This is a genomic window from Achromobacter sp. FW305-C-13 (genome assembly GCF_058783475.1).
In genome coordinates, this window is record NZ_JBYSYN010000001.1 from 714,860 (window position 1) to 728,297 (window position 13,438).

The following is a 13,438-nucleotide window of genomic DNA, read 5'->3' on the forward strand; positions in this document are numbered from 1 at the left end:
GTAGTCGTATCGCGATCAGGCGTCGTGTGCATGGTCATGAATAGAGGGGAAAATGCCGCCCTCAGGCGAGGGCGGTTACGGGCGCCTAAATTAGCATGCAGATTGCGTCAAAGCGTTGCCGGTTTTCGGCGGAATGTATCTATCGGTTAACCAACGGAGTGTCTTACGCCCCGGTCCGCTTTTGCACATTCTGCTGATGCAGCAGACGGACTTGCTCGGCAAACTCCGCGACCGGCCCGTCGACTTCTATGCCGTCCACCACTTCGCCAATGGCCAGCGGCCGCACCCGCGACGCCGGCACGCCCCATTCGCGCATCCACGCCGAATACTGTGCGGACGAACTGGCGTAGACGATGCGGCCCAGGCCCACCCAGCCATGCGCGGCCGAACACATCGGGCAATGTTCGCCCGAGGTATAGACGACGCAGCTGGCCCGCTCGGATGCCGGCACATGGTTGGCGGCCCAGCGGGCAATCTCGAATTCCGGATGCTGCGTGTGGTCGCCGCCCGCCACATGGTTGTGGTCTTCAAACAGCACCTTGCCATCGGCGGACACCAGGATGGAACCGAAGGGTTCGTCGCCCGACTCCAGGGCTTGCCTGGCCAGCGCCACGCACCGTGCAAGGTGCTTCTTGTCCTGTTCGTTGATCACGGGGGTCTCCTTGTTCTGGAAAGCGGCGTCTGCCGGGAATGGCCCAAGGATATCGCGGTGCTGGCCAAGCAGGGTAGAGTGGCGGGGTTAACGCGCTGGCGTATCCGAACCGGGGAATCTGCATGCTGACCGTCCATCATCTGGGAAAATCGCAATCCGAACGCATCGTGTGGCTGTGCGAAGAACTCGCCATCCCCTACGAATTGAAGGTCTATGACCGCGACCCGGTCACCCGCCTGGCGCCGCCCGAATACAAGGCGCTGCATCCGCTGGGCACCGCGCCCATCATTACCGACGGCGACACCGTGCTGGCCGAATCCACCGCCATCGTCGAATACCTGCTGGCCAAGTTTGGCAATGGACGCCTGACGGCGGCGCCGGCCGATGCGAACTTCGCGGATTATCTTTATTGGTTCCATTTCGCCAACGGCTCGCTGCAGCCCGCTTTGATGCGGTGCATGGTCCTGGCCCGGGCCGAGGTGCCGGCAGACAAGCCGGTTGTGCAGTTTGCCGATGCCCGGCGCAAGCAGGCGCTGAGCCTGATCGATACACGCTTGGGGGCGAACGATTATCTGGCGGGCAACGCGTTGACCGCCGCGGACATCATCGCGGTGTTCTCGTTGACGACGATGCGGCTGTTCTACCCGTTCGACTTGTCGCCGTATCCGAATATCCTGGCCTATCTGCAGCGCATCGGCGCCCGTGACGCGTACCGTCGCGCGATGAAGCAGGGCGACCCGGATATGGCGCCGATGCTGGCTTGAAGCCGCACTCGTAAAAGACCAGGGGCCCGCCAATCGGCGGGCCCCTGGTCTTTTACGGATGGCGTTACAGCAGCAGCGGGGAAATCTTGCTGCCGTCTACCGACACGCCGGCCATCAGGCCGCCGTTGTTCATGACAAAGCCCACGATGGGCTGCTGCACGGTATTGGAATCGATATTGCCGTTTGCGCCCACGTTCGCCACGGCAACCGTCGCATCGGCCCCGATCGTCCACCCGCTGCTGGCGCGGAACTTGGCCAGGGCGTCATCCGTCATGAACAGCACCACCATGGCTTTGGACTGGGCGCCCGCCTGGAATCCGATCGAGCCGCCCGTGATGCTGTAGTAGCCGGTGTCCTGGCCGTTCACCCGCAACACGCCCGTTCCATGCTGCGCGCCGACGATGAAGCTGGCGCTCAGCACCGCCGGAAATACCAGCACGCCACGGGCTTGCGCGACCAATTGCTTGGACTGCGGCGCGGCCTCGTACAGCTTGGACAAGGTGGCGGAGGTGGCGGCATTCAGTTCCTGGCGCTTTTCGGCGGCGGTGGGCGACGCCTGTGGGCCGTTCATGGTGCAACCGGCAAGGAACACGCTGGCCACCCCGAGCGTCAACGCGGCCACGCCAGTTTTACGCAATTTCGAAAAAGAGTTGAGCATGTGGACTTCCTTTTGGTTGCAAGCGACCGGGTTGCGTCAGGGTTGACGCTAGGGTGAAGATTACTCCCGCCCGACGCCTTCGGACGCGGTTTCGATCGCCGCGCGCAAATAAACCGCGTGCGCCATCGGTTTAACATCGCGCCATGCTCATTTCCCTTATCCTCCTTTGGATTGCGTTGTCCCTGGGGGTCGGCCTGTTGGCGGCCCGGCGGGGGCGCAAGGCGGTCGGCTGGACGATTCTTGCCTGCCTGATCAGCCCGGTCGTGGCCGGCATTTTCCTGATGACCATCGACGACCGCTCGCCGCGCGCCAGGCAGCCTGTTGTCGCGACGCACATCGATTGCCCGGGATGCGGCCAGCGCATCCTGCGGGACGCCCGCGTGTGCCGCCATTGCGGCGGCACGGTGGCCGAGATGGCGGACCGCAGCGAAGCAGAACGGATCGCGGCGCTGCGGCGGCTTGGCGTGTCCGAGCCATTGGTGCAGTTGTCATCCGGCACTTGCCTGCACGAGGCGTTCCGCGGCATCTGCGTCGGCCCCCCAACGCGTGCCTACCCGCGGCCCGGCGTGTCCGATGGCCCGGTCTGGATCGCGCTTTGGGACCAGGACAGCATGGTCTACGCCGTCCTGGAAGACGAGGACGGTTTGGAGTTCAACCGCTACAGCATCGAACGCCCGCGCGATATCGACGTGATCGCCCGCAGCGAGCAAGGGTTCTGGCTGCATCGCTTTGATTTCCTGTACGAACGCGACCTGCCGGATGACACGCTCCGGCAAGCCGCGCAGGCGGTCGGCTTCCGGTACCTGGACCGATTCCTGCGCGAACGGCATGCGGCCGACGCGCAGTTGGGAACCTTCGCCGCGCATCGGGCGTGGCTTCAAAGCCTGATCGCATCCGTCGATAACGATGCGGCAAGCGTATTGACGACGGCAATCCCGCCGCGCTAAATTCGCTTTGCAGCGCGCAATGCGCGGCCGTAGGCGTTACCGTCATCCAACGCGTCCTTTGTCGAGAGGATCCCAGCTGGGAGTGTCTTGACAGTACAAAGGCGCGCTGGCATGACGTCACTTCCCCCACTTTCTTCGCTTCGCCCCATCTTGGCTTCTGCCATGCCGGGGCCGCTTGCCGTGGGGCGCGTTCGCGGGATCCTGATCCACGAACCGCACCCGGCGACGTCGCCAGCCCGCCACCTTGACGGATGCCTCTTGCATCCCAGGAGTCGCGAATCATGAAAACCACTGGCAACACCATCCTTATCACCGGCGGCACCAGCGGCATTGGCCGTGCACTGGCCGAAGCGTTCCACGACCAGGGCAACCGCGTCATCGTCACCGGACGTCGGCAACGCTTGCTGGATGACATCACCGCCAGCCGGCCGGGCTTGACCGGCATGGCGCTGGACCTGGACGACCCGGCCTCGTTGCCTCAAGTCGTCGCCGACGTTCAACAACGCTTTCCCGACCTGAACGTGCTGATCGCCAACGCCGGTATTTCGCGGGCGGAAGACGTGCGCGCAGATGGCTGGGACGCCACGGCCACCCAGGCCATTGTCGATACCAACATCATGGGTGTCGTGCGCGTCACAGCGGCGTTCCTGCCGTTCTTGAAACGCAACGCGGACGCGGTGCTGATGGCAACCAGCTCCAACCTGGCCTTCATCCCCCGCGCCGACTTTCCGGCCTATTGCGCCAGCAAGGCATTCCTGCATTCGTGGCTGCAATCGCTGCGCCACCAACTGCGCCAGGTGCCGGTTCAAGTGCTGGAATTGGCGCCGCCTTATGTGCAAACGGCGCTGACCGGCGGCAGCCAGGCCTCGGATCCCCGCGCGATGCCGCTGGCGGAATACGTGGCCGAGGTGATGCAACGGTTGTCGACGGGCGATTACCCCCGGGGTGAAGTGCTGGTTGAACGCGACCGGGCCCGGCGCTGGGCAGAGCGTGACGGGCGGTACGACGCGACGTTTGCGGCAATGAATCCGGACTGATTCGACGGGTCGTTTGACGATATGATGGCAGCGGCATTGCGGCCGCCGTCCCTGCGCGACGGCGGCCGCGACCCTGCACGGATGGCGCAGGGGTGCGCTTGACTCCCTGCCTGCGCGGCAGGGCAAACCGGTACGCGTGCCCGCGGGCAGCGTTGATAAGGGTCTTCCGATGCGTCTGAACCAGTGCCAGAACTTCCACGACTTTCGCCGCATGGCGCGCCAGCGGTTGCCCGGCCCGATCTTCAACTACATCGACGGCGCTGCCGACGATGAAACCACCTACCGGCGCAACACCGACGCGTTCGAAGCTTGCGACCTGGTGCCTGACGTGCTGCGCGGCGTGGCCCAAGTGGACATGTCCGTGACGGTGATGGGCCAGAAGCTGGCGATGCCCGTCTATTGTTCGCCGACGGCCCTGCAGCGCCTGTTCCATCACGACGGCGAGCGGGCCGTTGCGGCGGCGGCCGGCAAATTCGGCACGATGTTCGGCGTGTCGTCGCTGGGCACGGTCAGCCTGGAGGAAGCCCGCCAGATCAGCGGCGGCCCCCAGGTCTACCAGTTCTACTTCCACAAAGACCGCGGTCTGAACCGCGACATGATGGTTCGCGCCAAAGAGGCCGGCGTCCAGGTCATGATGCTGACCGTGGACAGCATCACCGGCGGTAACCGTGAACGCGACAAACGCACGGGCTTTGCCATTCCCTTCCGGCTAAATCTGGCGGGCATCGCCCAATTCGCCGCCAAGCCGGCCTGGGCGCTGAACTATGTCACGCACGAACGCTTCCGGCTGCCGCAGCTGGACGGCCACGTCGACATGGGCGGCGGCGCCATGTCGATCAGCCGCTATTTCACCGAAATGCTGGACCCGGCCATGTCATGGGACGACGTCGCCGACATGGTGCGGCAATGGGACGGCCAGTTTTGCCTCAAAGGCATCATGTCGGTGGAAGACGCCAAGCGGGCCGTCGACATCGGCTGCACCGGCATCGTGCTGTCGAATCACGGCGGGCGCCAACTGGACGGCTCGCGCAGCGCTTTCGATCAACTGGCGGAGATCGTCGACGCGGTGGGCGACCGGATCGACGTGATGATGGACGGCGGCGTGCAGCGCGGCACGCATGTGCTCAAGGCGCTGGCGCTAGGCGCCAAGGCGGTGGGGTTGGGCCGCTACTACCTGTTCCCGTTGGGGGCCGCAGGCCAACCCGGCGTGGAGCGGGCGCTGGATTTGATGCGGATCGAAATCGAGCGCGCCATGAAGCTGATGGGGTGCCGGACCGTCGCTGAACTTCAGCGGCGGCATTTGCGGTTCCGTTGAGCGGTTGCGTTGCCGGCCGCCGCGGCATGCGCGGGGGCTTGCTTGCCGCGACACCGGGCAGTGAATCTATACGGGCGTGACGGCGCCGCGGCCAGAGAAGTGGCCTTCGATGTTCTCCAGGAAGATCGTGAATTGCGCGTCGATGGATTCGGGCGACCAGCCCGCCAGGTGCGGCGTCAGGATCAGGTTGTCCAGGCCGATCAGTTCGGTGGGCGGCTTGGGTTCGCTTTCGTAGACATCGATGCCGGCGCCCGCGATGACTCCTGTGGCCAAGGCCGATGCCAGCGCCGGCGTGTCCACAATGCTGCCGCGGCCCACGTTGACCAGAAAGCCCTCGGTGCCCAGCGCCTGCAATGCCGCTGCATTGATCGCATGGTGGGTGGATGCACCGCCGGGCGCGGCGCAGACCAGCACATCGCTCCATTCGGCCAGCGCCAGCAGGCTGTCGAAGTACTGGTAGGGCGACCCGGCCTTGGGGGTGCGGTTGTGGTAGCCGATTGGCATGCGGAACGCGCTGGCGCGCGTGGCCAGCTTTTCGCCGATGGCGCCCATGCCGAAGATGCCCAGCCGCTTGCCCGACACATTGGGAGGCGGCGTGATCGCCGTGCGCCACACCCCGTCGCGGCAAAGCTGGTCCAGCTTGCGGAAATTGCGCATGCAGGCAATCACCAGGCCCATCGCGTGGTCGGCCACGCATTCGTCGTTGGCGCCGCGGCCATTGGTGACGACGATTCCGCGTGCGCGGGCCGCATCCACGTCCACGGTCTCGTGACCGACACCCATGCATGACACCAGTTCAAGCGCCGGCATCGCGGCGATTTCGGCGGCGGTCAGCCCGATGGTGCCGATGGTCAGCACCGCCTGAAAGCGCGAGGCGTGCGCGGCGATGGCCGCTTGCCGTTCTTCGGGCGTGGGCGCATAGGTGACGTCGTAGCGCTGCTTCAGGCTTTCCAGGTTGGCGGGCACCACGGGGCATAGGACAAGCAGGGATGTCTTCATTTCCGGTCTGCAAAAAAGGCAAGGCCGGGCGGTGCCCGGCGGAAGGTTTGGCTAGGGGAAAAACTATATGCCTTTTCGCAAGACCTGTCCGCGTGGCGGGGCGTCGGCGTCAGGTCGCGAGCAGTTCCGTGTGGCGTGGCAGCCTGGACGCCGTCCAGCCCTGCAGGCTTTCCCGCAACAGCGATACCGCGGCCCGGCCGCTTTCGTTCAGCCGCGTCGACGCATACATGCCGAACTGCGCGTTCAGGCTGGACGCGCCGTCCGGCCCGATCGAGATGACGCGCATCGTGTCCGGCCGTATGCACTCGGTCGTCAGTACCGCCACGCCCAACCCATTTTCCACCGCCGCGATGGTGGCGCCCACGTTGTGGCTGGTGAGCGAGACCCGGAAGTCGCGTCCCGCCGCAGTCAGTTCATCGAACACCAGCCGGCGCCAGGAGCAGGGCTCGGCATACACGATCACGTCCAGCGGCTGGTCGGGGCGCGGCACGTCATCGATGCCGCACACCCAGTGCAGATCCACCGACCAGGTCTCGACGGGTTCATCCACAAAGGCGGCGCAGACGCCCAACGCCACATCCAGCGTGCCTTCCTGCCAGCGCGCGGCCAACCGTTCGCCGTCGTCAACCACCACTTCCAGGTGCAGTTGCGGGCACGAACGTTTCAACCGGCCCAGGGCGGCCGGCAGCGCCGCTACGGCAACGTCTTCCGACAGCCCGATGCGCACGCTGCCGGCGACGGCACGCTCGCGCAGCCGAGCCGACGCCGCCTCGCCCAGCGCCAGGATGCGGTGGGCGTAGCTCAGCAGCAGTTCGCCTTCGGTCGTGGGCGACATGCCGCGGCCTGTACGGTGCAGCAACCGCTTGCCCACCATTTCTTCCAGCCGCCGGATCTGCGTGCTTAGCGCCGACTGCGCGCGCCCCGCGTGATCCGCGGCTCGGCTCAGGCTGCCATAGCGGCAAACGGCCACAAAGGTGCGCAGCAGGGCAGGGTCGAAATCGCCTGACATTATCAATCCGTTAAGTCTGAATTATGAGAGTTCAGTCTACCTTTATCTCTTGCGGGTGCCTAGGATCGAGTTGTCGCTAACCGACTGACCCCATCCACGGAGATTTCCCCCATGTCTGCACCCCAAAACCTGCGCGTCGTCCTGGCTTCCCGCCCCGTCGGCCGCCCCAAACCCAGTGATTTCCGCTTTGAACATGCGCCCATTCCCCAGCCCGGCGACGGCCAGGTCCTGCTGGAGACCCAGTATCTGTCCCTGGATCCCTACATGCGCTGGCGCATCAGCGCGGCCAAGTCCTACGCGCCGCCCATCGAGATTGGCGACGTGATCGTGGGCGGCACGGTCGCGCGGGTGAAAACGTCGCGCCATCCCGATTGGCGTGAGGGCGACATCGTCTTGGCGGAATCCGGCTGGCAACATTACGCGCTGTCTGACGGCACGGGCCTGCGTCGCCTGGACCCCGCCATCGCGCCGCCATCCACCGCGCTGGGCGTGCTGGGCATGCCGGGCCTGACGGCGTACGTCGGCCTGCGCAACATCGGCCAACCCAAACCCGGCGAAACCGTCGTCGTCGCCGCCGCCAGCGGGGCGGTGGGCTCAGTCGTGGGCCAGATCGCCCGCATCCAGGGCGCGCGCGCCGTCGGCATTGCTGGCGGCCCGGAAAAGTGCGCTTTCGTGAAAAATGAATTGGGCTTTGACGCCGTCGTCGACCATCAAGCGCCTGATTTTGCGGAGCAATTGGCCAAAGCCTGCCCGGACGGCATCGACGTCTACTTCGAGAACGTCAGCGGCCATGTATGGGACGCGGTGGTGCCGCTGCTGAACAATTTCGCCCGCGTGCCGGTGTGCGGGTTGATCGCCAATTACAACGACGGCCCGTCCACGCTAAGCGGCCCGGACCGCCTGCCCGGCACGATGCGCGAGATCCTGGCCAAGAGCGTCACGCTGCGGGGATTCATTGTGTATGAGTTCGCAGACGCGCAGCAAGACGAATTCCTGCGCCAGGCGGGGCAGTGGATCCAGGAAGGTAAGCTGCGCTGGCGCGAAGACGTGGTCGACGGGCTGCAGCAAGCGCCCCAGGCGTTCATCGGCCTGCTGGAAGGAAAGAACTTCGGGAAACTGGTGGTAAGGGTAGGGCAGTAGCGGTTTCCCGCCCCTTACGCTTCAGTCCGCCACGGCTTGCGGCGTCGCGCCTTCGGTTTAGGCACCACGCCCAACCGCGGGTCGCGCGCCAGCGCTAGATCCACTAGCTTCGCCGCGATCGCCTCGAACGACTCGTCGGTCTGGGGCAGGTACAGCCACTTTCCGAGTTCCGGATGCGGGTTCAGGCTGGGAATATCCACCATCAGGGCTGCCTGCCGTTCATGCGACGTGCACACCATGACGCCGTTCCACGGTTCGTCCCGGTCGGCCACCACCAGGTACAGCATGTCGTCCAGGTAAGCGGCGTCGCAGCCGAACATCTTGCGGCGGACATAGTTGGCATCTTGCTCCAGGGGATCAAGGATCCACAGCAGCGAGTTCTGGCGAACGACGCGCTGCTTTCTGGGCGGGGCGAAAGGATCGGGTGCGTTGCGCATGGGAATCGGGGCCTACTCCAGGCCGGGGTCGGCTTGAACCAAGTGCTTCCAGGGGAAGACGTTCTGGTCAAAATGGCTGACGTAGCCGCCTTGGGTCGCCTGTATCACCATGAATTGCAGCGACGGGCGCATGGCTCGTAGCGCGTGCAATTGTTCCAGGCTCAGGCAGGTGTTGCGCAGGCGCAGGCTATGCACGGGATCCAACGCGGCGCTGGCGAACAGCCTTTCGTAGGCGGCAAATGGCGTTATGGCGGTTTCAGGGCGGGACCGCGCCCAGGTGAACTGCAGTTCGCTGGACTCCGTGAAATCCAACAGCCCCAGCGTGGGCAAATTGCCCGAGGCTGTCAGGTTGTCGATGAAACCCTGCGTATCCGAACCTCCACCGATCCGCATTATCGACAGCTGGGGCAAGGGCACCTGGAAGAACGTCGCGTCCGGCGCGTTCGGCACCACCAGATCGCTCAAGTAAGGTGCTTTGGCGGCAAACCGCGCGATCTCGCCGCCTTCCTCCATGATGCTGCCGGCCCGCACGATCATCGACGTGTTGTGGTCCTCGGGGGCGGTCGGCCGGATCGACAAAAACCGCAAGCGCGGGAATTGCACCCCACTGTCCAGCAACGGCGTGAATTCCCACTCGCGCGTCCCGTTCGCGCCTTCATCGGGGCCGGTGAACGCCAGGGACACCAGCGTGTCGGCCACCTCTTGCCGGGCCAGGCATTCCAACGTCCACTCGAAAGGCTCGTCCCAGCTACCGCCGAAATACTCCACATGCAGGCCGCCATGCAGCGGCGCGATCGTCAGATACTGATAGAGGCGCGTCCACAGCGGCAAATCCGGCTGGTCGATATCCGCGTCCAACTCGATTGCGGCGTCAATCGTGAAGGCATGAATTCGGCGCTGCAGCGCCATCAGGGCCTGATAGCCGGGCGTGGAGAACAGGGTTGTCATCTAGGCTGTGTCGCGGATGGGCTCGCAGGGGGCGGATGGCGGGAAAGCGGACGCGCCCGTCGCCAGGAAACCGCCAGTTTAGCGGCCCGCGGCGCAGGCAGCGGGGGCTTGGCCCGCCGCACTGCCTATAATTCCCCCAATCCCCGCTTTTTGACGGCAACCCTGCCGTGCCTCATGTCCACCTCGCCTGTACGCGTGCTGTCGGTCATCCCGCCGATGACGCAGTTGAACACCCCATATCCGTCTACCGCCTACCTGACGGGCTTCCTGCGCTCGCGCGATGTCACCGCGTACCAGGAGGACCTGGCGTTGGCGCTGGTGCTGCGCCTGCTGTCCACCGATGGCCTGCGCGCCGTCGCGGAGCGCATCGAGGCGATGCCGATTGCCAAGCACACGCCGCCCATCCAGGCCTTCGTGGCCATGCAGTCGCGTTACCTGTCCACGATCGGCCCCACGATTGCCTTTCTGCAAGGCCGTGACTCCACGCTGGCGCACCGTATCGTCGGCCGACATTTCCTGCCCGAAGGCCCGCGATTCAGCTCGCTGGACGTCTACCTGGACGAAGAGGGCGGCGACCCCTTGGGTTGGGCCTTCGGCGCGCTGGGCCTGCACGACCGCGCCAAGCACCTGGCCACCCTGTACCTGAACGACTTGGCCGACGTGCTGCGGGACGCCATCGATCCGCGCTTCGAATTCGTGCGCTACGCCGAGTCCCTGGCAGGCAGCCAGCCCACCTTCGACCCCTTGGCCGACGCCCTGGCGTCCCCGCCGACACTGGTCGACGACACGCTGCAAGCACTGACGCGTGAAGCCCTGGCCCGTCACACGCCCACGATGGTGCTGCTGTCGGTGCCGTTCCCGGGCGCCGTCTACGCCGCCTTCCGCATCGCTCAAACCATCAAGGCGCAAGACCCCAGCATCATCACCGTGCTGGGCGGCGGCTTCGTCAACACCGAACTGCGCGAACTGAAAGACCCGCGTGTCTTCGACTACTTTGACTTCGTCTGCCTGGACGCCGGCGAACGCCCCTTGCTGGCCCTGCTGCAACACGTGCAAGGCAAACGCTCGCGCCAACGCCTGGTCCGCACCTTCCTGCGCGACAAGGACTCGGGCGCCGTCCAGTACGTGAACCTGATCGAGCCCGACGTGGCGTTTGCCGAAGTGGGCACGCCCACCTGGGACGGCCTGCCGCTGGACCGCTACCTGTCGCTGCTGGACATGCTGAACCCCATGAACCGCCTGTGGAGCGACGGCCGCTGGAACAAGCTGACCGTGGCGCATGGCTGCTACTGGAAGAAATGCAGCTTCTGCGACGTCAGCCTGGACTACATCGGCCGCTATGAAGGCGCATCGGCCTCCGTGCTGGCCGACCGCATCGAAGCCATCGTCCGCGAAACCGGGCAGACCGGTTTCCACTTCGTCGACGAAGCCGCACCGCCCAAATCGCTGAAAGCCCTGGCCACCGAACTGATCGACCGCAACGCCGGGATTTCCTGGTGGGGCAACATCCGATTCGAAAAAACCTTCAGCCCGGAGCTATGCGAGCTGCTGGCCGACAGCGGCTGCATCGCGGTATCTGGCGGCTTGGAAGTCGCCTCAGACCGGCTGCTAAACCTGATGAAGAAAGGCGTATCGGTGGACCAAGTGGCCCGCGTCACGCGCGCCTTCACCGACGCCGGCATCCTGGTGCACGCCTACCTGATGTACGGCTTTCCCACGCAAACGGTGCAAGACACCGTGGACGCGTTGGAATACGTGCGTCAGTTATTTGAAAACGGCTGTATTCAAAGCGGGTTCTTCCACCGCTTCGCCTGTACGGTGCATTCCCCGGTGGGGAAGAACCCCGAAGAATACGGGGTGACGCTCAAGCCTCTGCCCGATGTGACGTTCGCCAAGAACGACATCGGTTTTCATGACCCGACGGGTGTGGATCACGATGCCTTGGGTCGTGCGCTGAAGAAGGCGATTTATAACTACATGCACGGCATTGGTCTGGAAGAAGACGTGCGGACGTGGTTCCCGTTCAAGGTGCCGAAGACGACGGTGTCGCGAAACAAGATTGCCAGGGCGTTGAGTCAGCAGGGGTAGGCAGCGTTCATGCCTGGGCGATAACCCCTTGGATAGCGGTAGCGTCGTGCTTGATGTCGGTGCTGGGACGGCAGGCGCGCCTCAAAACATAGCGCCGGGTATTATGGCGATCGACGTGTTCACGGACCGACTGCCCCGGTAGTCACAAGGTAGCTCGATGAGAAAACATATTGCACTGCTGGCGCTACCGACCGCGCTCTTGGCCGGATGCGGCCCGAACAAAATCATTGTGGATCTGCCTTCGCCCCAGGGCCAGTACCACGTTGAGGTCCGCAAATGCCCCCAACCTGGCTCCATGACTCGGACCGAGCAAACCCAGGTCTCGGTCTTGAAGTCTGGCACCTCAGAGAATTGCCAGTCCGCGGTGAACGCGCTGGCGCAATTCAAATCTCTTTCGCCGGACGACCAACTGCAGTTGGAATGGCTTTCCGATGCGGAGCTTAGAGCCTGGCATCCGGGCTTTGATCCCAAGTCCGGGCCGGCCTCCGCCTCATACAAGGCTGATAATCCGGTCAAGATCATATTCGCGCCGGCCAAATAATCAGCGCGTCGCGTTCGACAGGAGCGGCGGCTACGTCGACGGCTTAGCGCCGTCGCAATGGTTCCGGAACGCCTTCTCGCCCGCATCAGAGATTTCTACCCACTTCTGATCCGGCGGGGCGTCCGCGACGTAGCTGTCGTGCCAGTTCCACCACTTATAGGTCTGCGTCTGCGGATATCCCTCGGGTGAGTCCTCCCAGACCTCTTGCCGGCCCAGCGGCGTGATGTCCAGATAGTTCCACGTCCCGCCCATCTGCTCGTCACCGCGGTTATTCAGAAAGTACGTGCGGAACACGCGATTGCCATCGCGGAAGAACACGTTCGTCCCGTGCCATTCGTCTACCCCAAAGTCTGCGTCGAAACTGTCGGTCAGCGTGAACCAGGGCATGTCCCAGCCCATGCTGGCCTTCAAGCGGGCGATGTCGGCTTGCGGGGCGCGTGACACGAAGACCAGCGTCGTATCACGGGCGTTCAAATGCGCCAGGTGCGCGACCTGATCTGCCACCATCGAGCAGCCCCGGCAGGCGTGCTCGGGCCAGCCATAGACGCCAGGCTCGAAGAAGGCGCGGTAGACGATCAACTGCCGGCGGTTGTCGAAAAGGTCGAGCAGGGTGCGCTTGCCATCCGGGCCTTCGAAGACGTATTCCTTGTCGACGGGCGTCCAGGGCATGCGGCGGCGTTCGGCCGCCAAGGCGTCGCGGGCGCGGGTCTGGGCTTTCTCTTTGAGTAGGAGTTGCTGGCGAGCGGATTCCCATTCGTCGGGGGTGACGATTGGGGGCGTTTGCATGGGGCCGGTGGGTTGGATGGGAGCGGTCATGGGTTGATGCCTCCGAGTGTGGATACCTCTTGCTGGGACGATCGAGGGATCGCGCGGCGGTCCATCGTTGGATGATGCTGAGGGATA

14 protein-coding genes are annotated in these 13,438 nt (G+C 64.5%); 7 read left to right on the top strand and 7 right to left on the bottom strand.

Features of this window, described 5'->3' with window-relative positions; genetic code table 11:
- Positions 1–163: 163 nt before the first annotated feature.
- On the bottom strand, positions 164–652 hold the full coding sequence (locus AC3WMU_RS03335) for a nucleoside deaminase (protein WP_006225198.1): 489 nt from the start codon (positions 650–652) through the stop codon (positions 164–166).
- Between the two features lie 122 nt (positions 653–774).
- On the opposite strand from AC3WMU_RS03335, the gene AC3WMU_RS03340 reads away from it, so the two are divergent.
- Positions 775–1,416 (top strand): glutathione S-transferase family protein, encoded by a 642-nt coding sequence (locus tag AC3WMU_RS03340; protein ID WP_006225197.1) that lies wholly within the window; start codon positions 775–777, stop codon positions 1,414–1,416.
- 64 nt (positions 1,417–1,480) lie between these two features.
- Here AC3WMU_RS03340 and AC3WMU_RS03345 read toward each other — a convergent pair whose 3' ends face one another.
- On the bottom strand, positions 1,481–2,074 hold the full coding sequence (locus AC3WMU_RS03345; protein ID WP_006225196.1) for a BPSL1445 family SYLF domain-containing lipoprotein: 594 nt from the start codon (positions 2,072–2,074) through the stop codon (positions 1,481–1,483).
- A gap of 143 nt (positions 2,075–2,217) precedes the next feature.
- Here AC3WMU_RS03345 and AC3WMU_RS03350 point away from each other — a divergent pair, with 143 nt between their 5' ends.
- From AC3WMU_RS03350 to AC3WMU_RS03360, 3 genes are all read left to right on the top strand, one after another.
- Positions 2,218–3,021 (top strand): hypothetical protein, encoded by an 804-nt coding sequence (locus AC3WMU_RS03350; RefSeq protein WP_492281807.1) that lies wholly within the window; start codon positions 2,218–2,220, stop codon positions 3,019–3,021.
- Between the two features lie 281 nt (positions 3,022–3,302).
- The gene (locus AC3WMU_RS03355; protein ID WP_424625494.1) at positions 3,303–4,058 is read left to right on the top strand and encodes an SDR family oxidoreductase; all 756 of its coding nucleotides are present in this window, start codon (positions 3,303–3,305) and stop codon (positions 4,056–4,058) included.
- A 169-nt stretch (positions 4,059–4,227) separates the two neighbouring features.
- Positions 4,228–5,373, top strand: a complete 1,146-nt coding sequence (locus tag AC3WMU_RS03360; RefSeq protein ID WP_280030137.1) for an alpha-hydroxy acid oxidase — start codon at positions 4,228–4,230, stop codon at positions 5,371–5,373.
- A gap of 66 nt (positions 5,374–5,439) precedes the next feature.
- On the opposite strand, the gene AC3WMU_RS03365 is transcribed toward AC3WMU_RS03360, so the two are convergent.
- Both AC3WMU_RS03365 and AC3WMU_RS03370 read right to left on the bottom strand, forming a co-directional pair.
- On the bottom strand, positions 5,440–6,372 hold the full coding sequence (locus tag AC3WMU_RS03365) for a 2-hydroxyacid dehydrogenase (RefSeq protein WP_492281808.1): 933 nt from the start codon (positions 6,370–6,372) through the stop codon (positions 5,440–5,442).
- Positions 6,373–6,481: 109 nt separating this feature from the next.
- Complete coding sequence (locus AC3WMU_RS03370) at positions 6,482–7,381, bottom strand: LysR family transcriptional regulator (protein WP_088591205.1); 900 nt, start codon at positions 7,379–7,381, stop codon at positions 6,482–6,484.
- Between the two features lie 111 nt (positions 7,382–7,492).
- On the opposite strand from AC3WMU_RS03370, the gene curA reads away from it, so the two are divergent.
- Positions 7,493–8,521, top strand: a complete 1,029-nt coding sequence (gene curA / locus AC3WMU_RS03375; RefSeq protein ID WP_492281809.1) for an NADPH-dependent curcumin/dihydrocurcumin reductase — start codon at positions 7,493–7,495, stop codon at positions 8,519–8,521.
- 14 nt (positions 8,522–8,535) lie between these two features.
- Here curA and AC3WMU_RS03380 read toward each other — a convergent pair whose 3' ends face one another.
- The gene (locus tag AC3WMU_RS03380) at positions 8,536–8,958 is read right to left on the bottom strand and encodes a hypothetical protein (protein WP_492281810.1); all 423 of its coding nucleotides are present in this window, start codon (positions 8,956–8,958) and stop codon (positions 8,536–8,538) included.
- 12 nt (positions 8,959–8,970) lie between these two features.
- Positions 8,971–9,906, bottom strand: a complete 936-nt coding sequence (locus tag AC3WMU_RS03385; protein WP_492281811.1) for a hypothetical protein — start codon at positions 9,904–9,906, stop codon at positions 8,971–8,973.
- 174 nt (positions 9,907–10,080) lie between these two features.
- Here AC3WMU_RS03385 and AC3WMU_RS03390 point away from each other — a divergent pair, with 174 nt between their 5' ends.
- Together AC3WMU_RS03390 and AC3WMU_RS03395 are read left to right on the top strand one after the other, a co-directional pair.
- A complete protein-coding gene (locus AC3WMU_RS03390) occupies positions 10,081–11,994 on the top strand; it encodes a B12-binding domain-containing radical SAM protein (RefSeq protein ID WP_492281812.1) in 1,914 nt (637 codons plus the stop codon).
- Between the two features lie 157 nt (positions 11,995–12,151).
- Positions 12,152–12,535: a hypothetical protein gene (locus AC3WMU_RS03395; protein WP_492281813.1), complete on the top strand. Its 384-nt coding sequence runs from the start codon at positions 12,152–12,154 to the stop codon at positions 12,533–12,535.
- A gap of 30 nt (positions 12,536–12,565) precedes the next feature.
- Here AC3WMU_RS03395 and AC3WMU_RS03400 read toward each other — a convergent pair whose 3' ends face one another.
- The gene (locus tag AC3WMU_RS03400; protein ID WP_492281814.1) at positions 12,566–13,351 is read right to left on the bottom strand and encodes a DUF899 domain-containing protein; all 786 of its coding nucleotides are present in this window, start codon (positions 13,349–13,351) and stop codon (positions 12,566–12,568) included.
- Between the last annotated feature and the right edge of the window lie 87 nt (positions 13,352–13,438).